The sequence below is a fragment of the Thiocapsa sp. genome (assembly GCF_018399035.1).
GTDB lineage: Bacteria > Pseudomonadota > Gammaproteobacteria > Chromatiales > Chromatiaceae > Thiocapsa.
This window is the reverse complement of record NZ_CP073760.1, coordinates 5229174-5253759: the sequence shown is the minus strand read 5'-3', so window position 1 is coordinate 5253759 and position 24586 is coordinate 5229174. Positions and strand designations below refer to the sequence as shown.

Here is a 24586-nt window from a genome sequence, read left to right as displayed (position 1 = left end):
AGCGCGGTTTAAAATGATATATTTTTTAATATCTTAAACCGCGCCAACTCCAACGGCCGTCAAGTCTGCCGACGCCGATCCCATCCCAAAACATCGCATACCGCGCCGGGCGCGGTTTAATAGCGGAAAAGCGAGAAGACCGGACGGCCGTTCAAGGGCTGGACGGGTCGTGCATTCGTCCCCGTGGCCCGGGCGATGCGCTGGATCTGATCGGCGCTCACCTCGAGCGGTTCGCGAAAGACGAACCACAGCACCGGCTCGGTGCATGGCGGCGTGACGAGCGAGCCCGTATACCTGTAGTAGCTGCGATCGACCGGCAACAGGAAGAGCGGGTTGATCCCGACCTGACGTTGCCGCACCCGCTCACCGGGCTGGGTCGGCAAATACTCCAGGATCCGATCGAGGATCCGATTCCCGCGCTCGCCGGCCCGCAGCGGCACGGCGACGACGGCATAACCGCCCTGCCCGTCGCGATGCAGCATGTGGATCTCGGCCTCCGCGGCAACGCCCTCGAAACCATGCAGACCGGGGACGTGAAAGCTGAACTCGACAAGGTCGTAGGCATGACCCCGGACCACGAGCGCGCTGCCGGGCGGGGAGATCAGGCGGACCCCGCGGCCGGTATTCTCGGCCTCGAGGAGCTGCGATCGATAGCGGAAGAGCAAAGGCGTGTAGCTCACGCGCTGGGTCTCGACGATATCGATCGGCGATTGCAGCTCGCCCCGCGCGCAGGTCTCGTACTCGCCCCCGAGATCGCCCCACCGCTCCGGACCTGCGACCCCCGAGTAGGACCACTCGGGTACCCCCGTCGTCGCCGGATCGCGTGCGATGCCGTCTCGGCACATCCCGGCTGCGACCAGACACAACATCAACTTCACGAGACGCCGCCGTCGGGCAGCAGCCGGACGCATAGAGCGACCAGAGTTCTCCGGGCGGGCGTATGTCATGGCATCACTCCTTGCGCTTTTTGATGCCGGCAATCGGCACGACCCGGGCATCCGGGGGCTCGTCGACATAGTAGGGGCGCTCGCCGCCGCGACCCTGCGCGTCCGCCAGCTCCTTCTCGCGCGCGGCGATCAGCCCAAGGCACTGACGCACATCCTCGATGGTCGGCTCCGACAGCGGATGACGCATCCCGGGCGGCGGGGTGACGTCGCGGATGATTGCCGTCAACGTCTTGCGCATCGCGATCAGGATCTGTTGCTCTTTGCTTAATTCATGCATTGAAGGGCCCGTAGAGTCTGGAGAGACGCGGTTCGATCGCGGGAAGCAGGCGATCGCTGTCGACGCGGTTCTGACGACCGCTCTTAAACCGCGCCCAGCGCGGTATGCGATGTTTATGGATGGGATCGGCCCCGGCAGACTTGACAGCCGCTGGAGCCGGCGCGGTTTAAGATAATAAAAAATATAATATTTTAAACCGCGTTCCCGCTAAAGGCCGTGGATACACCCAAACATCGAGCTCACTCGAAAATTCAGTATCTCGCTCTGGACGCGGTTAAGTTTGAATCAGCACTATTGGGGCGATGCCGGAAGAATACGGCATCGCGCAGACATCGATCGGACGTCGCTTGGATCAGGGGCGATCGAGCAATGCGCTCAACATGGCCTCGTCGAGAATCGCAACGCCGAGTGATTGCGCCTTCTCGAGCTTCGAGCCCGCCGCCTCGCCCGCAATCAGATAATCCGTCTTCTTCGAGACGCTGTTTGTCACCTTCGCACCGGCGTCCTGCAACCGGGCGGCAATCTCCTCGCGCGGCCGGCTGAGTGTGCCGGTGATCACGATCGTCTTGCCCGCGAGGGGCAGCGCATGCGAGGTCTGCGCAGGAGCAGGTAAGTCGGGCCAGTGGATCCCGGCCTCGAGCAACCGCTCGATCGCCTCGCGATTGTGCCCTTGAGCGAAGAAGCCCGCAATCTCCGCCGCGATCACGGGGCCGACCCCTTCAACCAGCCGCGTGCTGTTGTAGTAGAGATCTTCAAGCTCGGCCGCGCGAAGTGCGGCGAGATCCTCGAAGCGCCCCGCCAATGCCTGCGCACGCGCAGGGGTCAGACCGGGAAGCTTGAGCCCAGCCAGCCAGTATGCAAGGTCGCCCTGCGCCTCGATCTGCGGATGCTCGATCAGGAAGCGATGCAGCACGGTCGCGGTGTCACGACCGACACCCTTCACGCCCCGGTCGCGGAGGAAATCCGCTTCACGCGTCCGCGCGAGCTCGGCGATCCCGCTGAACCGCTCGGCCAACACCTGCGCGGTCGTCTCGCCGACATCCGGAATCCCGAGTGCGAAGATAAAGCGCGCAAAGCGCGTGGCTTTGCTGCGCTCCAGGGCGTCGATCAGGTTGGCCGCGGACTTCTCGCCCATGCGCTCGAGGCCGACGAGCTGCTCCGCGGTGAGCCGATACAGATCGGCAGGCTCGCGAACCAACCCCAGATCGACGAGCTGCTCGATCAGCCGCTCGCCGAGACCCTCGATATCCATGGCACGACGCGAGGCGAAATGCCGGATCGCCTGCTTGCGCTGCGCGGGACAATAGAGGCCACCGGTACAGCGTGCCACCACCTCGCCCGGCGGGCGCAGCACGTCGGATCCGCACACGGGACACTGGGCCGGCATCTCGACCGGCACCGCACCCGGCGGCCGACGATCGACCAGGACGCTCACCACCTCGGGAATCACGTCGCCCGCACGTCGGATGACGACGGTATCGCCGGCCCGGACATCCTTACGGATCACCTCGTCCATATTATGCAAGGTGGCGTTGGCGACGGTGACGCCGCCGACCTGCACCGGCCGCAGCCGCGCGACAGGGGTGACGGCGCCGGTACGCCCGACCTGGAACTCGACCGCCTCGACGATCGTCAGCTCCTCTTGAGCGGGGAACTTGCGTGCGATGGCCCATTTAGGATGTCGGGCGGTCGTACCCAGACCGATCTGATCGGCAATCCGGTCGACCTTGAAGACCACGCCGTCGATCTCGAAGGGCAGCACGGCGCGGCGGCGACCCAGGTCGTCGAAATAGGCCCGACAGCCGTCCAGCCCCTCGACCTGCCGCAGCTCCCTCGAAATGGGGATCCCCCAGCCGGCGAGGCGTTGCAGCATCGCGAACTGACTCTCGGCGGGGTCGATCGAAAGCTCGCCCCATCCGTAGCAGCAGAAGCGTAAGGGACGCGTGGCGGTGATGCGGGGATCGAGCTGGCGCAGGCTCCCCGCCGCCGCATTGCGTGGATTGGCGAAGACGCGCTCGCCCCGCTCCGCGGCATCCCGGTTGAGCCGCGCGAACCCATCGCGGGTCATGTAGACCTCGCCGCGCACCTCGAGCACGGCGGGCCAAGCCTCCCCGACGAGGCGCAGCGGCACGCTCTTGACGGTGCGTACGTTCGCGGTGACATCCTCGCCGGTGGAGCCGTCGCCGCGGGTCGCGGCCTGCACCAGCAGACCCCCTTCGTAGCGGATGCTCATGGCCAGCCCGTCAAGTTTGGGCTCGGCGGTGTAGAGGATCGGATCGGTATCCGGTAAGGCGGCGGCGTTGCGACGATCAAAGTCGGCCAGCTCGCCGTCGCTCATGGCGTTGGCAAGCGAGATCATGGGCAGACGGTGGCGGACCTGAGCGAAGGCGGAGAGCGGTGCGGCGCCGACCCGCTGGGTCGGCGAATCCGGCGTCTTCAGATCCGGGTTGGCGGCCTCGAGGACCTGAAGCTCGGCGAAGAGACGATCGTATTCGGCGTCCGGGATCTCCGGATCATCGAGGACGTAATAGCGGTAATTGTGGCGGGCGATCTCAGTGCGCAGCCATTCGGCACGCTCGCGGACACCTTCCGCACCGATCAACGCTCCGCCGTGCGTGCCCATCGGCGCTCGTTGTCGAGCACGGCCTGGCGTAGGTCCTCTTCCTTCCTCACCGTCAGCGGACGGCGTGTCTCGTCGAGCACCTCGCCATCGAGCTCGCTGGCGAGCTTGCGGGCCGTGGCGATCAGCTCTTCGAGGATGGTGATGTCCTCCGGGCGACCGTCGAGCTGGGCGAAGAGCATCAGGCCCGGAGTCGAGAAGTCTTCCATGCCCTCGAAGGGGAAGGTCCCCGGCTTGACCATATTGGCCATGCTGAAATAGATCCGCGTGTCGTGATCGAACTCGTCCAGACAGTGGAAGATGTCCATCCGGCCGGGACGCAGACCGCAGATGTCGGCGGCATCCATCAACTCCGGACCGGCGAAGGGCTCGCGGCGCGCGCTGACGCTGAGTTGAATCAACAGCGGCTCCATGTCCGCCGGCATGTCCGCATCCAGCGCCTCGTCCGGATCGGACTCGGCCTCCGACTCGGGGTCGAGACGGCGCGACGGCGTGGCGGGCGATCGGCCGGGCCGCGCCTGATCGGGGTCGTTCCCGCGCGCCTCGTCGACGCCGCGCCCGAGACGCGGCTCGCGCTTGCCGGACGAAAGACCGTAGGGTGCGTCGGCCTCCTCGTAGTCATCGTCATCGTCCGCGTCCCCGTCACGACGGCTGCGCTCCCATAGGAAGAGGGCGAGGACGAGCAGGGCTCCCACGACGATCAGGATGAGGCGGATGGTATTGGCGTCCATTCAAGCGTTGCTGTCGGTCTACGGCCAGGACTTGGGGGGAGTATATCAATGCGCGAGCCACCTGTATCCCCGCGCGGACGGGTTTGACACACGAGGGCGTCGGCGCCCCGAAACTGAATTTGTACCCGGGGCAACACCCGTTCGCGCGCTCAGGAGACGGCCGCAAGCCGAACCGCCTCGTCGACATCCACCGAAACGAGCCGCGAGACGCCGGGCTCGTGCATGGTCACGCCGAGCAGATGATCGGCGATCTCCATCGTGACCTTGTTGTGGCTGATGAAGACGAACTGGACGCGATCGGACATGGAGCGCACCAGCTCGCAGAAACGCCCGACGTTGGCGTCGTCGAGCGGCGCGTCGACCTCGTCGAGCATGCAGAAGGGCGCCGGATTGAGCTCGAAGATGGCGAAGACCAAGGCCACCGCGGTAAGCGCCTTCTCCCCGCCCGAGAGCAGATGGATGCTCGAGTTGCGCTTGCCGGGCGGTCGCGCCATGACGGTGACGCCGGTTTCCAGCAGGTCCTCGTCGGTGAGATCCAAGCTCGCGTGACCGCCGCCGAAGAGACGCGGGAATAGAAGCTGAAACCCCTGATTGACCTGATCGTAGGTCTCGCGGAACCGGCTGCGCGTCTCGCGATCGATCTTGCGGATCGCCTGCTCCAAGGTCTCGAGCGAGCGACTGATGTCCTCGTGCTGGGCGTCCAGATAGACCTTGCGCTCGGCCTGCTGCCTGAATTCGTCCACCGCGGCCAGGTTGACCGGACCGAGCCGCTGCAGACGTGCCCCGGTCTTGGCGAGCGCATCCTGCCACTGCGATTCGTTCGCCGCGGGGTCTATCGCGGCCAGGACGTCGAGCGGCGTCTGCCCGGCCTCGGCGATCTGCTCGGCGAGGGTCTGACGACGGACCAGGCGCTCCTGGTGCTCCAAACGCTGCCGATCGAGCTCGCCGCGACCGAGCCGGCTCTCCTGCTCCAGGCGTTGGCGCGCCTGCTCCAGCTCGCGCACCTGCGCATCCAGGGCCTCGAGCCGATTGCGTGCCGCGGCCAACGCCTGCTCGACATCCACCCGCAGCACCAGCTGCTCGTCGAGCCGCGCCCGCTGCTCGGCCAAGGGTTCGACACCCTCCTCGAGCGCATCCAACAGCTCGGCGCGGCGCTCGTGCAGCATCGATCGGCGCTCCTGGATGCGCGCGAGACTCTGTTGGGTGGCCGCGCGCGCGGCGCGGTTCGACTCGACGCTGACGCGCAATCCTTGAGTCCGCTCCCGGCAACCTCGCTCCTCGTCGCGTGCCGCGGCAAGCCCGGTGCGCAGCACCTCGCGCTCGGCCTGCATCGCCTCGCGTCGTTCCGCCAGGGTCTCGACCAAGGACAGCTGCTCGTGCAGACGCTCGCGCGCCTCTTCCATCTCCTCCAAGGCATCGGCCATCTGCTCCTGCAGCTCGTCGCGCTCGGCGCCCAGCGCCTGGAGCCGATCCTGTCGGTGCTCGCGTTTGGCGCGAAGGCTTGCGAGCTCGGCCTTGAGCTGCGAAAGCTCGCGCCCCAAGGCCGTCAGTTGTCGACCGGCGTCGGCGCGCTCCTCGTGAGCCAGTGTCCGGGCCGTGCGCACACGCTCCTGCTCGGCGCAGAGCTCGGACTCGCGGGCCTGATGGTCCGCAATCTCCGCCCCGAGCGCCTTGATCGCCTCCGCCCGCGCGATGACGCCCCCTTGCGCCTGCACCGGCGGCGTGCTCAACCAGTCGCGACCGACACGGGCACCCTCGGGCGTGACCCATTGCTCGGCCAAGCCCAAGGCGTCGCGCATCGCGACGGCGTCGGCAAGCCGATCGACGGTACGGACTCGACCGAGCAGACCGTCGAGCGCCCAGGGTGCGCGCACATGCGCGAGAATCGCCCGCGTCGCCGATCCACCGTCCGAATCCGATGCGGCCTCGGCCTGACGCTCTGCGTGACCCTCGGCATCGCCGCGCGTCTCCAAGAGCACCAACCCCGGAGGCGGATCGCCGCCCGCGAGCGCACCATCGAGATTCGGGATGCCGACCGCGCGAACCGCGTCCCCGAGCAGGACCTCGACCGCACGCTGCCAATCCGGGTCGACCTCGATCCGATCGATCAGACGGGAGGCATCGGCGAGTCCCGCGGCGGCCAGCCAGTCGGCACGACCGTCGTCGGCGTCCGTGTCGGCGAGGGCCTCGTCCTGCAGGGCAGCGAGCGAGGCCAGCCGACCCCGGGATTGCTGCAGCAGGGTGCGGACCCGATCGATCTGCGAGGCAAGCGTCGCGATCGCCCCGTCGCGTTCGGCCAGGTCGGCACCGGAGGTCTCGTGACGCTCATCCATGTCCGCGAGCGTGGCCTCCAATCGGCCCTCGCGCTCGAGGAGCTGCAGGAACCGATCCTCGAGCTCCAGGCCCTGCAGGCGTGCGAGATCCTCGTCCAAGCGCCGCAGCCGGTCCCGATCGCGGTCGCTGCGTTGCTCCAGGGCGTTGATCCGGGCGCGTTCCGCCTGCGCCTGCTCCGACGGCCCGGCGGCCTCTCGGCTGAAGTCGTCCCAGAGGCGCTCCCACTGCTCGAGCCGATCCTCGGCGAGGGTCACCTGCTCGAGCACGCCGGACAAGGCTTGATCCGCGTCCGTCAGCTCGGGCTCGTCGCGAGCGAGGTTGCGGTCGATCTCGGCAAGACGACCCTGGTCGCGCTCCAAGTGGTCTTCGGCCTCGCCGATCTCCTGATCCAGGCGCACCAGCTCACCCTCGCGCCGCCCGCGCGCCTCGTTGGCGAACTGGATCGCCTGCTCGGCCCGCGCGATCTCGGAGCCGACGGCGTAGAAGCGGCCCTGCACCCCGTTGAAGGTCTCCGAGGCGCTCTGATAGTCGGCGCGCCGCGCCTCGATATCGGCCTCGATCCGGCGCTGCTGCGCGAGCCCCGCTTCGGTCCGGGTCTCGGTCTCGGCCAGACGCTGCTCGCGGTTGCGGATCTCCTCGTCGAGCGCCTGCCAGCGCAACGCCTTGAGCTCCAGATCCAGACGCCGCTCCTCGGCCTTGAGCTGGGTATAGCGCTCGGCGGAGGCGGCTTGGCGCTCCAGGTGCTGGATCTGTTTGTTGATCTCGTCGCGCAGATCGTCGAGCCGATCCAGGTTCTCGCGGGTCTGGCGCATGCGGCTCTCGGTCTCGCGGCGGCGCTCCTTGTACTTGGAGATCCCCGCGGCCTCCTCCAGAAAGAGCCGCAGATCCTCCGGCCGCGCCTCGATGATGCGCGAGATCATCCCCTGCTCGATGATGGCGTAGGAGCGCGGACCCAGTCCCGTGCCCAGAAAGAGATCCTGGATATCGCGCCGACGGCAGCGCGTCCCGTTCAGGAAATAGGCCGACTGACCGTCGCGCGAGACCTGGCGCTTGACCGAGATCTGATTGAAGGCGGCATAGGCGCCGCCCGCACCGCCGTCGGCATTGTCGAACACCAGCTCGATGCTCGCCGTCCCGACCGGCTTGCGCCCGGTGCTGCCGTTGAAGATGACGTCGGCCATCGACTCGCCGCGCAGCATCTTCGCGGAGCTCTCGCCCATAACCCAGCGCACCGCGTCGATGACGTTGGACTTGCCGCAACCGTTGGGACCGACCACGCCGACCAGATTGCCGGGAAAGAGCACCGTCGTGGGATCCACGAAGGATTTGAAGCCGGCAAGTCGGATCTTTTCAAGACGCATCCAAGAACCATACCGGAAGGAGACTCGGAGGAACAAGCCGGCCGAACACAGCGCCGTGCAGTGTCGCCGTCTCCGGACCGGCGACGAGGCACGATCACTTGATTTCGCTGCCCGCAGGCCTGCGCCGGACCTCCGCGTAGCGACCTCGGGCACTGGATCTCAGGCAGCGGGCAACGAACGACATGACCCGAGGCGGTCGAGCCCTGGCGGACGATGAGCTTAGCGGTCGAGCCGGATCTGTGCTATTTAAACCGCGTCCAGAGCGAAATGCGTAACTTTCATTTTGTGTTCAGCGTCGCAGACTTCCTCGATCTTGGCGAGACGCGGTTTAAAATTTAATTTTTTTAAATTCTTAAACCGCGTCGGCTCCAACGGTCGTCAATTCTGCCGGGCCGATCCCATCCAAGAACATCGCGTACCGCGCTGGGCGCGGTTTAAGGTTTGCGTCCCCGCCAAGCGTCCGCACGGGTCGGCGGCCTATGCGGACGGCGTGCGATGCGGGTTCGCCTCCCGGAGCAACAACGATGATCCAGTATACGGCCAAGCCACGCCTCGCCTCGCTCTTCGTCGCGCTGACGCTCTTGGCGGGAGGACTCGGACCCGCGCACGCAACGGGCAGAGCCGATGGAACGTCGAAGCCGCCCGACATCCTCTTTATCGTCCTGGACGATATCGGAATCGACCAGTTCCGGAGCTTCGGGTACGGTGGACTGACGCCACCCGCCATGCCGAATATCGACCGAATCGCCGACGCCGGCATTCATTTCCGAAACACCTGGTCGATGCCTGCATGCTCCGTGAGCCGAAGCGTTTTTTTCACCGGACGCTTCCCCCTGCGCACCAATCTCTACGCCGCCCTCGGGCCCGACGACCTGGCGAATTCGATGCTCTCCCCGTGGGAGACGACCCTGCCGAAGCTATTGAAGGAACGCGACTACGAAAGCGCACTATTCGGCAAGTTCCATATCGGCCTGCAGGGCAACAATCCGTTCGGCGACAGGATGCCCGCATCGCTGGGTTGGGACTACTTCTCCGGCTGGCTCGACGAAACCGGCGACCCCTCGTCGATCGACACGACGGCCGGCGGCGTCGGCCCGCAAGGCACCTATTCCTGCGGCTATGTCCCGGGTGCTCAGGATGGCGGTGCCGACGCGGGGGCTTGCTACTCCGGCGACGGGAGCTGCCGCGTCATGGCAGGGACCGGTCCAAATCCACCCGGTCGCGCCTGCAGGGATAGCGGCGGCATCTTCGACCCGGAAGAAGTCTGTCGACAAACGCCTCCGTCGTATATCGACTTCAACCTGATGAGCGCGCACTACGTCTCTCCGCTGGTGATCAATCGGACTCACGGCGTCGTGCGGAGGTTGCCCCTGACGGACGTGCGCGCGCGCACCTACCGAGGCAGCGTGCCGGTCGACGCCGCCATCGAGTGGATCAAGCAGCGCGCCGGCGACAGACCGTGGATGGCGACCGTCAGCTTCGCCACGGTGCACACGCCGTTACAGGCACCGCCATTGCACCTGCTTGCGCCGGACGCACGCGACACCAACGGACTGGATTGCTCGGCTGTCGGTGCCTTTCCGATCCTGAGCAATCAGATGATCGAGGCGCTCGACACCGAGGTCGGGCGCCTTCTGCTCGAGACCGGGATCGTCAAACGCCGCCGTCGCGATGGCGCGCTCCGATATGATCCGGAGAACACCGATACGATGCTGGTCATCGTCAACGACAACGGGTCGCTCGGCTACACGGTGAAACAGCCGTTCGACGGCGCCCGGTCGAAGGGCACCGTTTACCAGACCGGGGTATGGACACCGCTCATCGTCGCCGGCCCCCTGGTGGAGGAGCCTGGTCGCGAGGTCACGCACATGACCAACATCGCGGATCTCTATCAGTTGTTCGGCGAGATCGCGGGAATCGACGTCCACGAGCGCGTGCCGCGAACGATCGATTCGATGCCTATGCTGCCGTACCTGGTCAATCCGATGCAGGACAGTATCCGCCAGTGGAATTTCACCCAGATCGGGCTGAACCTACAAGCCGATGGCGCTCTGAACGGGCCCTGCCAGTTCGCCAACAGCTGCTCGCATATTCCGGTCACCAAGGGCGTGTGCGAGGACAACGTCGGGGTCTGGTTCGGCCAGGGCGCCGACGGCTTCTCGGATGGCGTCCCGATTCCGTCGGAAGGCTTCACATACTGCTGCGAGGTCCAGCAGTGGCTGACCGAGCAAGTCCCGCCGCAGGACACGGTAAACATCTTGCCGCAGAGCGGCGTCGCCATCCGCAACGACGCGTTCAAATTGGTGCGAAACAACACCAAGGATTACGATCCGACCACCAACGCCTGCGTCGACATCGAGAGCGATGAGCTCTACGAGATCGACGAAGCCAGGCCTTTTCCGAAACTCGACACGGAAGAGGCAATGCTGGAGGAGCCATTCACTTCGGTGCAGCAGGCCAACTACGACGCCTTGTCGGACCAACTCGCCGCGATCCTGTCCTCGCAAACCCCCTGCTCCGGCGACGGCAACATCGACGGCGTCGTCGACATCCGGGATCTCGTCGCCTATCGCGTCCTTCGGTGGCTCTCGCGCGGCACGTCGAGCTGGTACGATCTCGATTTGAATGGCCTGACCGACTCTGCCGATGCAGCGATCGTCCGGCAGAACCTCGGCACAATCTGTTCGGAGTAAGGCCGCCCGATATGTCCCGATTGATCAGCATGATGAAATACTTGCAACGGCTCTCCTTGCCCATCCTCATCGGGCTCGGGCTCGCAATGCCCGTCTCGGCCGCGGAGAACGCATTTGTCACCGACGCCGAGCCCCCCGTACCCTCGAGCGTTCGACCGGGCACGCCTTGGCAGGAATCGAGCACCGCGCTCCCGCCTTGGCCGCAGGATGCGGATCTGGTCGAGCTGGTCCCGGATGGTCCCGATGCAGGCTTGCGGTATTTCATCGACACCCGCAATCTGCAGATCGGCGCCGACGATGTGGTGCGCTTTACGCTCGTCGCGGAGGGCAGCAACGGGACCCGTAACCTCTCGGTGGAGGGCATCCGCTGCACGCCGAGGGGCGCCTACAAGACCTATGCCTACGGTGCCGGCGAACGGTTCGTTCCGATCGCGTCGGACGAATGGCTGAACATCTCCGCCGACGCCGGGGAGCGCTGGCGCCATGACCTGTGGCGGTTTCACTTCTGCATCCCGCAGGCCTTCGCACCGCGTCCGAAGATCGACATGGTGCGTTCGCTCGAGGGCCGGATCTCGCCGCGTCAGAACATGGGTTTCCTGCCGGACTGACGACGTCGAACGCATCGAAAAACCCACGTGCGCTCGGTATATCTCCGGGCGCCGCCCCAACCCGATCGACCGACTGGAAACTCCGGCGCGCAGCCCGCATGTTCCGGCGGGCGATAAGGCCCCACCCGTTCCGACCCGCCGGTGGTCCCGGCGGCTCCGTGCGAGCGACTGCCGAGCACATCCCAACGACTACTTTGATCCGCGAACCCGACCAGGCCACATCCATGACGAACCCTTTGCTCGAGACCACAGGCCTCCCGGCCTTTTCCCGGATCCGTCCCGAACATGTCGAGCCCGCCATCGACGTCTGCCTCGCCGACTGCCGCGCCGAGATCGAGCGTCTGACCCACGAGGTCCCGGTGCCGACCTGGGAGAGTTTTGTCGAGCCGCTGGACGAGATCGACGACCGCTTGAGTCGCGCCTGGTCGCCGGTCGGACATCTCAACGGCGTGCTCAACGGCGATGAGCTGCGCGCGGCCTACAACGCCTGCCTGCCGAAGCTCAGCGATTACGGGACCGAGGTCGGTCAGAACGAGGCCCTCTTCCGCGGCTACGAAGCGGTTGCGGCGCAGGAACACCTGAACCCGGCACAGCGCAAGCTCCTCGAGAACGCGCTGCGCGACTTCCATCTCTCGGGCGTCGATCTTCCGGCCGAGAAGAAGGCCCGCTACAAGGCCATCAGTCAGGAGCTCTCGCAGCTCACCACCAAGTATTCCGAGAACGTGCTCGACGCCACCAACGCCTGGAGCAGGCTCGTCGAGGACGAGACGCAGCTCGCGGGCCTGCCCGAATCCGCGCTGGGGCTGGCCCGACAAAACGCCGAGCAGCGTGGTCAGACCGGCTGGCTCTTCACGCTCGACCTGCCGTCCTACATGCCGGCCATGACCTATGCGGACAACCGCGAGCTGCGCTTCGAGCTCTATCAGGCCTACGGGACACGCGCCTCCGATCAGGGGCCGCATGCCGGACAGTGGGACAACAGCGAGATCATGGAGCGCATCCTGGCGCTGCGTCACGAGCTGGCCGGGCTGCTGGGATTTGCGAACTATGCCGAGCGCTCGCTCGCAACCAAGATGGCCCGCTCGCCGGACGACGTGCTCGCCTTCCTGAACGACCTGGCCGACCGCTCGGTCGGTCAGGCCCGCGAGGAGCTCGCGGAGCTTACGGCGTTCGCGCGCGAGCAGCACAACGTCGAGACGCTGGAGCCGTGGGACGTCGGCTACTACGCCGAAAAGCTGCGCCTGCACCGGTATCAAATCAGTCAGGAAGAGCTGCGTCCCTACTTCCCGATCTCGCGTGTGCTCTCGGGTCTCTTCGGCGTCGTCGAGCGTCTCTTCGGGGTGAAGATCCAGGAGGCCGAATCCTTCGACACCTACCACCCGGATGTGCGCTTCTTCGAGATCCGCGACGGCGCATCCGGAGCACTGCGCGGCCAATTCTATCTCGACCCCTTTGCACGCCAGAACAAGCGCGGCGGGGCCTGGATGGACGTCTGCACCAACCGGATGCACACCAGTCGCTGCGACCAGCTTCCGGTCGCCTACCTGGTCTGCAACTTTACCCCGCCGGTCGGCAACAAGCCCTCGCTGCTGACCCACAACGAGGTCGAGACACTCTTCCACGAGTTCGGCCACGGCCTGCACCACATGCTGACCAAGGTCGACTATCCGGGTGTCGCCGGGATCAACGGGGTGCCGTGGGACGCGGTCGAGCTGCCTAGCCAGTTCATGGAAAACTGGTGCTGGGAGCGCGAATCGCTCGACCTCTTTGCCGCTCATTGGGAGACCGAAGAATCCATCCCGCAGGATCTCTACGAGCGCATGACCGCGGCGAAGAACTTCCAGTCGGCCATGCAGATGGTGCGACAACTGGAGTTCGCGCTGTTTGATTTCCGCCTGCATCTGGAATACGACCCGGCGCGCGGCGGGCGGGTCTACGAGATCATCGAGGAGGTCCGCGACCGGGTCGCCGTGATCCGCCCGCCCGCCTTCAACCGCTTCGCCCACGCCTTTTCGCACATCTTCGCGGGCGGCTACGCGGCAGGCTACTACAGCTACAAATGGGCCGAGGTCCTGTCGGCGGACGCCTTCTCGCTGTTCGAGGAAACGGGCGTCTTCGACGCGGACACGGGCCGGTCCTTCCGCGAGAACATCCTCGAGAAGGGCGGATCGGAGGATGCCATGGTGCTCTATGTGCGGTTCCGGGGGCGCGAGCCGAATACGGATGCCTTGCTGCGCCATTCCGGCATCGCCGCTTAAACCGCGTTCGGAGTGCGAACGCCGATGTCGGGGCCTGCGGTGATGCCGCGGCCACCATTGCCGATCGGCGGGACGCGGTTTAAGGGATTCGAAGAACGACTCCAAAACAACCGAAACACGTAGGATGGGTAGAGCGTCAGCGAAACCCATCCAGGCCGGTAGGGTGGTCGACTCCTGCGCCGACGCTGGTGGACTGCGCTGCGCTTGTCCCTCCAGCGTTTGTCCGTCCTACGGATCCGGTCAGCCAGGTGGCCGAGTTTATGATGTCCCGGGTTGCGGGTTAGAAAGGCCCGACTCGAAGAACGAGGTTTACCCTAATGAAGAGCTATTTTTTTATCCCGTCGTGGGGTAAAAAATGAAGTATCGGGACCTGCGTGATTTTATCGATCAACTCGAGCAGCGCGGCGAGTTGAAACGCATCCGGGTCGAGGTCGACCCCTATCTCGAAGTGACCGAGATCTGTGACCGGACGCTGCGGGCCGGCGGCCCGGCACTGCTGTTCGAGCGACCGAAGGGGTCGAAGATCCCTTTGCTGGGCAACCTGTTCGGGACGACCCGACGGGTCGCACTCGGCATGGGCGAGGAGTCGGTGGAGGCACTACGCGAGGTCGGCAAGCTGCTCGCCTTTCTCAAGGAGCCGGACCCGCCGAAGGGTATGAAGGAGGCGTGGCAGTCGCTGCCGATCTTCAAAAAGGTGCTGGACATGGCCCCGAAGGTGCGGCGCAACCCGCCCTGCCAGGAGGTCGAATTCAGCGGGGATCAAGTCGACCTGGGCCGTCTGCCCATTCAGCATTGCTGGCCAGGGGACGCCGCACGGCTGATCACCTGGGGTCTGGTCATCACCAAGGGGCCGGAGAAGGCGCGCCACAACCTCGGCATCTATCGGATGCAGGTGCTCGGACGCAACCGGGTCATCATGCGCTGGCTCGCCCACCGCGGCGGAGCGCTCGACTTTCGCGACTGGCAACGCGCCCATCCCGGTAAACCCTTCCCGGTGACCGTCGCGCTTGGCGCCGATCCGGCGACCATCCTCGGCGCGGTCACGCCGGTGCCGGACACCCTGTCCGAATATGCCTTCGCCGGACTGCTGCGCGGCAGCCGCACCGAGCTGGCGGTCTGCAAGGAGTCCGATCTCCAGGTTCCGGCCAGCGCCGAGATCGTTCTGGAAGGCCACATCCATCCGGACGACATGGCACCGGAAGGGCCTTTCGGCGACCACACGGGATACTACAACGAGGTCGGCGAGTTCCCGGTCTTCACCATCGAGCGCATCACTCAACGCCGCGAGCCCATCTATCACAGCACCTACACCGGCCGGCCGCCGGACGAGCCGGCCATTCTGGGCGTGGCCTTGAACGAGGTCTTCGTCCCCATCCTGCAGAAGCAGTTTCCCGAGATCCGCGACTTCTACCTTCCGCCGGAGGGTTGCTCGTATCGCCTCGCGGTCGTCAGCATCAAGAAGCAATATCCGGGACACGCCAAGCGGGTCATGATGGGCGTCTGGTCGTTCCTGCGTCAGTTCATGTATACCAAGTTCGTCATTATCGTGGACGATGACGTCTGTACGCGCGACTGGCAGGATGTGATCTGGGCGATGACGACCCGCATGGATCCGGCGCGCGACACGGTGATGATCGAGAACACGCCGATCGACTATCTCGACTTCGCCTCGCCGGTCTCGGGTCTGGGATCGAAGATCGGATTCGATGCGACGAACAAATGGCCGGGGGAGACGACACGCGAGTGGGGAAGCCCGATCCGGATGGACGAGGCGGTACGCGAACGGGTCGACGGGATCTGGGACAGTCTCGGGATCCCCGCGCGGCGAAGCGAATAAAGGCGAGGCGGGTCGGAAGACCGGGGTACGCATCGACGCCGGCGGCGCGAAGCGCCCCGACGACGATCCTGTCTAGGTCATGATTCGAGCGACGGGCTCAGTAGCGACCCCCGCCCCCACCGCCGCGTGGACGTTCGGCACGCGGACGTGCCTCGTTGACGGTGAGCTTGCGTCCTTTGAAATCGGTTTCATTCAGCGCCTTGATGGCCGCATCCGCCTCCGAGTTATTGGGCATATCGACGAACCCGAAGCCTTTGGACTGACCGGAAAACTTATCCTTGATCACCTCCGCTGCGGCAAGATCACCGAACTCTCCGAAGACTTCCCGCAGGTCGTCGTCGGTCACGCTATAGGTCAGGTTTCCTACGTAGATCCTCATCGCTGTCTCTCATGCTGGTGTGCGTTGGTCGAGCCAAGACTGCCGAGCTGCCAACACACAAGCCGACTCGACAGCGGAAAGCACAAACCCGCACCCGCGCGGAGATCGGCGGCACGGGAGATGGGAACGGGAAAGGGGATCAAGGCATTGAACCCGGATCCGAAGCCGGCATCATGACGGACGGGCGGCCGAAACGCACCCGACACGACCACTTGGTGGCTGTCGTGCGTCAGGCCGATTTCCTGCACCGTTTCCTGCACCGTTTCCTGCACCGTTTCCTGCACAGGGACCCCGGGACGCGTCGCGATTGATTCCTGAAGAAAGCTAGTGGATCGTGTGCGAAGCGTCAACTCCATTTCATTGAAGAAAATGTGACGATTCATCGAGCGGAAACCCCATTCCCGGGGAGCCGACCTGAAAGCCGCCCTACCCGATCGCAGCGACATGGACCGAGCACACGCAGGGCACGCAGGGCACGCAGGGTGAGATCGTCAGGCCGACGACCGAGCCGACGAACGGCTCGGTCGATCGAGCGTCCGGATCAGTTGTTGCTGAAGCTACCGCGCTGATGCTCGTCCACGAGCACCCCGCCCAAGGCGCCCACACCGGCACCGATGAGCGCGCCGCGACCGGCGTTGCCGCTGAAGGATCCGATGACGGCGCCGCTGGCTGCGCCCATGCCGGTGCCCGTGGCGACACGGGAGGTGGTCGTGGTGCCGCATCCGGCGATCAGGACGATGCCGGCAAACGCGGCCGCAACTGTGGTGACTTTCATCGTTGAATCTCCGGGAATTCGAGGGCGTCGCGCCGACGCCCGATCGGTTGATGACCTATTTCTAACCCTTGCAAGGATACTTGGCTGCAAGCGCACGCACCACGCCCTTCACGGGCTGCTCACCCATCAACTCCTTGTTCCCGGCGTTCGCCTGCGCCCAAGCAACGAACACCGCGCGGGCATCCTCGATGGTGGCACCCTGAGGGTAACAGACGAGCCGCTTCAACCCGTTGCGGGCCGTGACACCGTCGTGATACTGCACGGTCGCCTCGAGGAAGGCACGGCAGGCAAAAGAGGCGATCAGATGCCCGTCGGCATCCGGTGCAAGCGAGCAGATCCGATACAGGCTCTCGGTCGAGTCGTAGTGGAAGTCCGCGTCCTGCGCTGCACCGGCGGGGGATGCGAAGACCGCGGTTGCGAGCAGTGCCGCGAACATTGCGGGCGCTTGTCGGTAAGAACTGGTCATCGATGGCTCCTTGTAGATTGTCGGTTCCGATCATGCTCGGGCTCGAGGTCGAATCGAGCACCGTGCAGTCGAGCCGGCAGCACGGACGACGATGATACGAGCCTCCGCGCGACCGGAATGCACCGCCGCTGTGGTGTGCGATGCACGGCCGAATCATATCCGCCAAAAGCCTTTGAGGATACGCACACGCCGATCGCCTAAAAGAGCCCACACAGACCCTCGGCCAGCGACGGGTAACGGAACACGACACCCAATTCTTCACGCAGCCGATCGTTGCGCAGACGACGCGACTCACTCAGGTAAGAGAGCATGCCCTCGGAGAGGCGATCGGCGGCCTCCTCGAGGCTGATCAAGGGTGGGCTCGGCAACCCGGCGGCGGCGGCCACGTCGAGAAAGTAGTCCGTCATGGTGCTCGGGTGACCGTCGCAGGCGTTGTAGAGCGCACCCGACGGCGCTCGCTGCATCGCCGCGATACAGACCGTGACCAGGTCGTCGACATGGATCCGGTTGGTGTAGGGCGCATCCTGCGGCCGGACCATGGGTGCGCCTGCCCGGATGCGCTCAAGAGGCAACCGGTCGGGGCCGTAGATCCCCGCCACGCGCAGGATGACCAGATCCCGGCCACTCTCCTCGCGCCAACGCAGCAGCCTCTCCTCGGCATCCAGGCGCCGTTGCGAGCGGGCCGCAACAGGTGCGACCGGATGTGTCTCGTCGATCCAGGCACCGGCGCAGTCGCCGTAGACGCCCGTCGTGCTGATATAGAGGACGCGCCGCGGATGGCCATAGCGCTCGAAGACCTCGACGAGATGTCGGGTATGGGGATCTTGGACCCCGCTCCCCGGCGGGGGCGCAAAATGGAAGACCCGCGCCTCGGCAAGCCCGAGATCACCGATGTCCTCGGCCGCGAGATCGCAGCGCAAGCCCTTGATGCCGAGCTGCTCCAGCCGAGCTAATCCGGCATCGGATCGCACGATTCCGGTGACGGCTTCGCCCTGCTCCCGGATTTGGTGCGCGAGCCGCGTGCCCACATATCCACACCCGACCACGACCTGATCGTTCATCATCCGACCTGCCTCATGTTTGCGAAAGCGGCATAGGATGCCTCAAGATTGTTGGATCGAGTCCGCGGTGAGAACCCACATTGCACCGGGCATCGTGGCGTCGAGAACGCCCGATGCCTCGGCGCAGAGGCGATTCAAGAAATTGAAAAACCAATCATTAAACCGCGACTCTACCGCGGCCGGATGTGAAGATGAGGCCGGGCCAAACCAAAACCATCGCCTAATCACTCCGGACGCGGTTTAATCACGCCATGAGCTTGAAGATTCGAACCCTCCCCGCGGAACATCGCTTCGATGTCGAGTCGGGGGAAACCATCCTCGCTGCCGCGCTGCGCCAGGGCGTCGGCCTGCCCTACGGGTGTCGCGACGGCAAGTGCGGATCCTGCGTGGTCCATCTGCTCGAGGGCCGGGTCGACTACCCGGGCCGGCAGACCGAAGCGCTCGACGGCCAGCCCGAGGACAGCTGCCTCGCCTGTCAGGCCGTGCCGGCTACCGACCTGCTGTTGCGCGTGCGCGAAGTCCCGTCGGTCGCACACATCGAGGTCCGCACCCTGCCCTGTCGGGTCGCGCGCAAGGAACGGCTCAACCACGACGTGATGCGCCTTTTCCTGAAGCTGCCGGAGAACCAACGGCTGCAATTCCTCGCCGGCCAGTATCTGGACTTCATCCTCCGCGACGGCCGCCGGCGCGCCTTCTCGATCGCCAATGCGCCCCACGACGACGCCGAGATCGAGCTGCATATCCGTCATGTTTCGGGCGGCGAGTTCACTGCCTACGTCTTCGAAAGCATGCCCGAGAAGAGCATCCTGCGCATCCAGGGACCGATGGGGACCTTCGTTCTACGCGAGGACTCGGATCGCCCGATCATTTTGATGGGCGGAGGGACCGGTTTCGCACCGCTGAAAGGGATGATCGAGCACGCGATCCATAGCGGGCTCGACCGCCCGATCGCGCTCTACTGGGGGGTGCGTGCGCAGCGCGACCTCTACCTGACCGATCTGCCGACGACCTGGGCACGACAACTGCCCTCCTTCCGCTTCATCCCCGTGCTCTCGGAGCCGGATCCGGATTGGCAGGGACGCACCGGATTCGTTCACATGGCCGTTCTGGAGGATCACCCGGATCCAAGCGGATTCGACCTCTACATGAGCGGACCGCCCGTGATGGTGGAGGCCGGGCGCATCGCCTTCGAGGCCGCGGGGCTCGACCGGGATCGCATGTTTTCGGACGCCTTCGAATACGCCGCCGAGACGAAGGCGACCACGTCGAAGGACGGCGGGGCGTCCTGAGCTTGTCCTGCCGCCCCGAGCGGGGCACACTCCCGCGCCCGATGGACTTTTTCGCGATCTCGGAGCGACCCTCTATGCGCCCAATTCGGCTTGCCGTGGCGTTCGGCCTTGCCGCCCTGCTCACACTCGGCTGTGCGCCGGGTCCCTTGAGCACGACCTGGATCGCGCCCGGGACACCCCCGACCCCGTATCGCGACCTGATCGTCTTCGGCGTCTCCACCAACCCGATCGTGCGCCGCGCTTACGAGGACAATTTCGTCGAAGCGTTGAAAGGCGCCGGCGTCCAGGCGCGGGCGGCACATACCCTGCTCTCCGACCGGGATGTCGGCCGGGCGCGGGCGGTGCAGGAGGCGGTCGGACGCTCGGGCGCCGACGGGGTCATCGTGACCTACCTCGCGGGCGAAGACCCGGATGCCCCCCCGAGCGGTGGACGCACCCATGTGGTTCCGAGCCTTTACGGGCGCCTCTACCCGTATTATGGTCACATCCTGAGCGAGGTGACCGCACCCGGGTATTACGCCGGTTATCGCGCGCTTCGGCTCGAAACCAATCTCTACGACGCCGGACGCGCAACCCTGGTCTGGTCGGGCCGCTCCGACACCCTGGATCCGAGCTCCGAGCAGACCATGATCAGCGAGGTCATCGCCGCCGTGATCGGTAAACTCAAGGCGGACGGTTTCCTGCCGACATCCTAGGGATGGTTTTCCGCGGAATCCCGGGGTCTCTGCAGCCGCCCCGGTCGAGCTGCTCTCCCACGGTCACGCGACAGCGGGTGCGCGAGCGGGGACGCCCGCACCTCGACGGATCTCTCGATGTCGAACAGGTCGGTTGCATCAACAGGAGGCCGCTTGCATCAAGGGCTCGGAGGCCAGTCTGTGTTGCCGTCAACAACGCCGAAAAGCTCCCTCGCGCCGCGCGGACTCGCCGTGTGGACGCTGATCTCGATCTTGGCCGCAGGCGACGCGGCCGGCACACAACCCTCGTCCGACTCCGACGACGCGCCGCTCGGCGACCTGCTGAGTCTCCTCGATCAAGAGACCGAGCTGGCGACCCGCAGCGGAATGAACGCGGACTTCGTCCCCGGCATGGCCACGATCCTGTCCGGAACCGACCTGCTCGCCCGCGGAGCGCGCACGGTCTGGGAGGCGCTCTCGCTGGTCCCCGGCATCAGCCAAGGGCTCGAGATGACCGGCGAGCGCCAGGTCCTCAGCCGTGGGGTGGGTTTCGGCTATGCCTCCGGGAACATCAAGCTCCTACTCGACGGCGTGTCGATGAACTCGACACTGTTCGCCACCGCAAACCCGGTCCTGAATATCCCCATCGAGCAGATCGAGCGCATCGAGGTCATCCGCGGACCCGGCTCCTCCGTGCATGGCGAGTACGCCTTCGCCGGCGTAGTCAACGTCATCACCCGGCAAAGCGACCGCACCCTCTACGCCCGGGCCGACGAGCGCTCCGCTGCCGGCGGAGGCGGGATCTGGCACTGGAGCGACCCGCAGCGCGATCTGACCGCCTCGATCAATCTGACCGGACTTGCCGGCAACGGCGGCGTACCCGTCTCCGAGGATGCGCTCTTCGCGATCGGCGAGGCCAAGCTCTCCAACGCTCCCGGCCCGTCGAACGAGGCGAGCCGCTATCTCGGTGCCTTCGCCGATCTGCGCTGGCGCAACACCTTCGTCGCGATCAAGATCCTGGACGACGACTACGGCGATCATTTCGGGATCAATCACTTCCTGCCGCCATCGGACGACCGGCTCGTCTCCGAGCAGCGCTATGTCTCGGCTCAAATCGGCCAAGATCTGGTGCTTTCGGACACGCTGGATGCACGCATTCGGCTCGAGTCGCTGCAGTACGAGCGCACACGCAAGCAGCTCTATGTCTTCCCGCCGAGTTATTTCGACACGCAACCCGTCTACCTGGATCAGGACTACCGCGAGACACGCTACATCGGGGCCGCGGATCTGCACTGGCGCGGTTGGGAGCGGCATCTGGTCCTGCTGGGCGTCGAGGCGAGTCAGGTGCGGGTCGAGCGCGCAAGCTGGAGCTGGCTCAACCTGCCGTTCGATGTTCCGGAAAGCTGGCTGGATACCGACCTCGACCGGCGGATTCTCAGCCTGATCGTCCAGGACGAGATCCGCGCGAGCGAGCGCGTCACGGTCACGGCCGCCCTGCGTCTGGACGACTACAGCGACCTCGGCGCCTTCCTGACCCCGCGCCTGGCCGCCGTTTGGCGCATCGACGCGGCCAATATCCTCAAGCTTCAATACGCCCAAGCGTTTCGGCCGCCGACCTTCTACGAGCGTGAATATCCGGGCCGGGAGTCCATCGGCGCCGGGGAGATCGCAACCTACGAGCTGGGCTACATCCTCAAGCAACCCCGCTGGGAAGGACGCCTGATCCTGTTTCAGTCCGACCTCGTCGATCCGATCGTCTTCGGGGACGACGACGACGGGTTCATCAACAGCGCCGATGCGCGTCTGCGCGGTGTCGAGCTGGAATACGAGGTCCGCCTCGGAGCCCGTGTGAAGATCGATGCGAATGTCTCCTACGTCACCACGGTCTCGCGCGACACCGACCGACCGCTGCCCGGCGGCACCGACTCGCTGGCCAATCTGGCCGTCCTTTGGCGCCCGCTCGATCCCTGGACCGCAGCGCTGCAACTGCGCTATGTCGGTGATCGAAGCCGTCCCGAATCCGACCTGCGCGACGCGGTCTCGGGCTACGCCATGGCGGATCTCACCCTGAGCTATCGGCGCACCGGACCCGGCGTTTTCGCCCATCTCGGGGTCAAGAACCTGACCGACGAGGCGGTGCACTACCCCGACCTGCCGACCGGCTTCGGCGGGGTGAACCTGCCCTACCCGGACGGCTATCCACGTCCGGGACGGCGCTGGTGGTTGTCCATCGGCTACCGCTTCTGACGGGAGCCGACGCGATGCCGCCGATTGCAGGAGTCAGCCGCCGAGGTTTCGTCGCTGCACTCGTGCTGTGTCTCGGGTTCGTCACCACACGTGCCTGGACCCAGTCGCTGTGGCAGGAGGAGGAGCAGCGGTTCCGCGTCGGGCTCAAACTCTTCCCCGCCGTTCTCGGCGCCATAGACGATCTTGAAGACAAGCACGCGGCCGGCGGGAAACTCGAGATCCGTGTCGTCTATGAAGGCTCCGACACTGTCGCTCGAGAGGCCGCCGCGGCGCTTCGCGCCATCGGCTGGATCCGCGAGATCCCCTTGAATGTGCAGACCCTGAGCGCGGAGGCGTTGGACGCGGACGATGCCTTGCTCGGCGGAATCTTCGTCGCCAGCGTGAACATCGGGGGCAAGCGGCTGCGCCTCTGGTCGGAGCGTCATCGCGCCCTGGTCTTCTCGCCCTTCGCGGGCGATGTGGAGGCCGGCGCCGTTGCGGGAATCCATGTCGCAGACCGCATCCTCCCCTTCGTCAACCTACCCCGGGCGCAGCGCGCCGAGGTCCGATTCAAGCCGTTTTTTCTCAAGGTCGCACGCCGCCATGAGTAAACCGGCATGAACGACAGGGCCTTGGCCACACGCCGCCGGTTCTCGCTGACGCTCGAGCGCAACCTCGCCGTGATCTTTGCGCTGCTCGGGATCCTGCTCACGACGCTGATCGCGCTGCACTGGGTCATCGTCATCGAGCCGACCCTGCGCGCCGACGCCGAGAGCCGATCGCGCGCGTTCGCCCAGGCCCAGAGTAGCGGGATCGAGTCGGTGCTGCGCAACACCGACCGGCCCGACCAACTCGCCAACGAGATCCTGACCGAGCTCGGCGCCGTGCTGCTGCTCAAGGACGAATCGACCGAAACGCCTTTCGTCCGGCGGATCACCCTGGTCCTCGACGAGGATCTGCTCGCGCTTGCCCCCGAAAGCCTCGACCTGGCGCGGGGAGTCGAGCAGTGTACGGATTGTTTCGTGACGGAGGTGCCGCTTTACGATCCGGACGGTCACCTGCTGGTCGGGATCGCCACCTTCTATTCCAGTCCGCAGTTCCTGAACGATCTGGTCCACAGCGTGCGCGGCAAGCTCCTGTGGGTCGGCGGCGCCATGCTCCTCGTCATCGCTCTTGCCTGGTTCGGCGCCAGCCGGGTGTTGCGCAGGCTCGGCGAGAGCGAGTCCAATCTGCGCACCCTGTTCGAGGTCGCACCCTTCCCGATGATCTTGGCCGAGCGCGGTCTCGCGGGTGTCGCCCAAGCCAATCAGGCGGCCAAGACCTATCTCGTGCTGGAGCCCGACAACACCGGGCGGTTGAACAGCGCGGCCTGGGAGGCACTGGCCGCCGACGGACTCCCGGCCGGGATCGGCGAGCAGCGCGAAACCCAGATCCTGACCAACGACAAAAGTCGACGTTGGGCCGTGGTCTCGGCCATGCCGATTCGATTCTCGGGCGTCTCGAGCCGACTCATCTCCTTGGTCGACATCTCGGAGCTCAAGGCGATCCAGGACGACCTGCGACTGGCTTCCTTGACGGATGGGCTGACCGGGGCCTACAACCGACGCTATCTTTTGCAGAAACTTGGCGAGGAAATCGAGCGTGCCAAACGCTACGGCGACGAGCTCTCGGTCATCCTGCTCGACCTGGACAGCTTCAAGGCAATCAACGACACCTTCGGGCATCGGGTCGGCGACGAGGTCCTGGTGAAGGTCGCTGCGACCTTGCGCACCTGCACGCGGGATGTCGACGTCAGCGGCCGTTACGGAGGAGAGGAGTTTCTCGTGATCCTGCCGCTCACATCCGCCGCCTTGGCGCTGGAGGTCGCCGAGCGCATTCGCCGGACCGTGAAGGCACTGACCTGGAGTCAACCCGGGCTTCGGGTCACCGTCAGCGGCGGCGTGTGCGAGTATGCCGGGATGGATGTCGACGGCCTTGTCGAGATCGCGGATCAACGGCTCTATCGGGCCAAAGATGGGGGCAGGGATCGTGTGGTGGGTACATCCTGATC

Annotated in this window: 19 protein-coding genes; 9 read left to right on the top strand and 10 right to left on the bottom strand. The window is 65.4% G+C overall.

Going from position 1 to position 24586, the window contains the following annotated elements; translation table 11 throughout:
• Positions 1-116 precede the first annotated feature (116 nt).
• The 5 genes from KFB96_RS23900 to smc all read right to left on the bottom strand — a co-directional run bounded on the left by KFB96_RS23900 (position 117) and on the right by smc (position 8270).
• On the bottom strand, positions 117-869 hold the full coding sequence (locus tag KFB96_RS23900) for a carbonic anhydrase (protein ID WP_300971749.1): 753 nt from the start codon (positions 867-869) through the stop codon (positions 117-119).
• A gap of 82 nt (positions 870-951) precedes the next feature.
• Positions 952-1224, bottom strand: coding sequence for a segregation and condensation protein A (locus KFB96_RS23895; RefSeq protein WP_213456166.1), 273 nt, complete (start codon positions 1222-1224; stop codon positions 952-954).
• A 352-nt stretch (positions 1225-1576) separates the two neighbouring features.
• The gene (ligA, locus tag KFB96_RS23890; protein WP_213456167.1) at positions 1577-3847 is read right to left on the bottom strand and encodes an NAD-dependent DNA ligase LigA; all 2271 of its coding nucleotides are present in this window, start codon (positions 3845-3847) and stop codon (positions 1577-1579) included.
• Positions 3823-4575, bottom strand: coding sequence for a cell division protein ZipA C-terminal FtsZ-binding domain-containing protein (locus KFB96_RS23885; RefSeq protein WP_213456169.1), 753 nt, complete (start codon positions 4573-4575; stop codon positions 3823-3825). Before KFB96_RS23885 ends, ligA begins: the two co-directional genes overlap by 25 nt.
• Before the next feature lie 149 nt (positions 4576-4724).
• Positions 4725-8270, bottom strand: a complete 3546-nt coding sequence (gene smc / locus KFB96_RS23880; RefSeq protein WP_213456171.1) for a chromosome segregation protein SMC — start codon at positions 8268-8270, stop codon at positions 4725-4727.
• A 524-nt stretch (positions 8271-8794) separates the two neighbouring features.
• Here smc and KFB96_RS23875 point away from each other — a divergent pair.
• From KFB96_RS23875 to ubiD, 4 genes are all read left to right on the top strand, one after another.
• Positions 8795-10963: a sulfatase-like hydrolase/transferase gene (locus KFB96_RS23875; RefSeq protein WP_213456173.1), complete on the top strand. Its 2169-nt coding sequence runs from the start codon at positions 8795-8797 to the stop codon at positions 10961-10963.
• A 29-nt stretch (positions 10964-10992) separates the two neighbouring features.
• Entirely contained in the window at positions 10993-11571 is a 579-nt protein-coding gene (locus KFB96_RS23870) for a CNP1-like family protein (RefSeq protein WP_300970913.1), read from the top strand.
• Positions 11572-11795: 224 nt separating this feature from the next.
• Complete coding sequence (prlC, locus tag KFB96_RS23865; protein ID WP_213456174.1) at positions 11796-13829, top strand: oligopeptidase A; 2034 nt, start codon at positions 11796-11798, stop codon at positions 13827-13829.
• Between the two features lie 355 nt (positions 13830-14184).
• A complete protein-coding gene (gene ubiD / locus KFB96_RS23860) occupies positions 14185-15666 on the top strand; it encodes a 4-hydroxy-3-polyprenylbenzoate decarboxylase (RefSeq protein WP_213456177.1) in 1482 nt (493 codons plus the stop codon).
• A 97-nt stretch (positions 15667-15763) separates the two neighbouring features.
• Here ubiD and KFB96_RS23855 read toward each other — a convergent pair whose 3' ends face one another.
• The 5 genes from KFB96_RS23855 to KFB96_RS23835 all read right to left on the bottom strand — a co-directional run bounded on the left by KFB96_RS23855 (position 15764) and on the right by KFB96_RS23835 (position 18350).
• Entirely contained in the window at positions 15764-16045 is a 282-nt protein-coding gene (locus KFB96_RS23855) for an RNA-binding protein (RefSeq protein WP_213456179.1), read from the bottom strand.
• The gene (locus KFB96_RS23850; protein ID WP_213456181.1) at positions 16042-16428 is read right to left on the bottom strand and encodes a hypothetical protein; all 387 of its coding nucleotides are present in this window, start codon (positions 16426-16428) and stop codon (positions 16042-16044) included. Before KFB96_RS23850 ends, KFB96_RS23855 begins: the two co-directional genes overlap by 4 nt.
• A 158-nt stretch (positions 16429-16586) precedes the next feature.
• Complete coding sequence (locus tag KFB96_RS23845) at positions 16587-16820, bottom strand: glycine zipper family protein (protein ID WP_213456183.1); 234 nt, start codon at positions 16818-16820, stop codon at positions 16587-16589.
• A gap of 61 nt (positions 16821-16881) precedes the next feature.
• On the bottom strand, positions 16882-17286 hold the full coding sequence (locus KFB96_RS23840) for a Rap1a/Tai family immunity protein (protein WP_213456184.1): 405 nt from the start codon (positions 17284-17286) through the stop codon (positions 16882-16884).
• Between the two features lie 197 nt (positions 17287-17483).
• Positions 17484-18350 (bottom strand): SDR family oxidoreductase, encoded by an 867-nt coding sequence (locus KFB96_RS23835; RefSeq protein WP_300970909.1) that lies wholly within the window; start codon positions 18348-18350, stop codon positions 17484-17486.
• 248 nt (positions 18351-18598) lie between these two features.
• On the opposite strand from KFB96_RS23835, the gene KFB96_RS23830 reads away from it, so the two are divergent.
• The 5 genes from KFB96_RS23830 to KFB96_RS23810 all read left to right on the top strand — a co-directional run bounded on the left by KFB96_RS23830 (position 18599) and on the right by KFB96_RS23810 (position 24584).
• The gene (locus KFB96_RS23830) at positions 18599-19636 is read left to right on the top strand and encodes a CDP-6-deoxy-delta-3,4-glucoseen reductase (protein ID WP_213456186.1); all 1038 of its coding nucleotides are present in this window, start codon (positions 18599-18601) and stop codon (positions 19634-19636) included.
• A gap of 74 nt (positions 19637-19710) precedes the next feature.
• Positions 19711-20331: a hypothetical protein gene (locus KFB96_RS23825; protein ID WP_213456188.1), complete on the top strand. Its 621-nt coding sequence runs from the start codon at positions 19711-19713 to the stop codon at positions 20329-20331.
• A 180-nt stretch (positions 20332-20511) separates the two neighbouring features.
• Complete coding sequence (locus tag KFB96_RS23820; RefSeq protein WP_213456190.1) at positions 20512-22557, top strand: TonB-dependent receptor; 2046 nt, start codon at positions 20512-20514, stop codon at positions 22555-22557.
• Between the two features lie 14 nt (positions 22558-22571).
• Positions 22572-23147 (top strand): hypothetical protein, encoded by a 576-nt coding sequence (locus KFB96_RS23815; protein ID WP_213456192.1) that lies wholly within the window; start codon positions 22572-22574, stop codon positions 23145-23147.
• Positions 23148-23153: 6 nt separating this feature from the next.
• On the top strand, positions 23154-24584 hold the full coding sequence (locus KFB96_RS23810; protein ID WP_213456194.1) for a GGDEF domain-containing protein: 1431 nt from the start codon (positions 23154-23156) through the stop codon (positions 24582-24584).
• Positions 24585-24586: the final 2 nt, after the last annotated feature.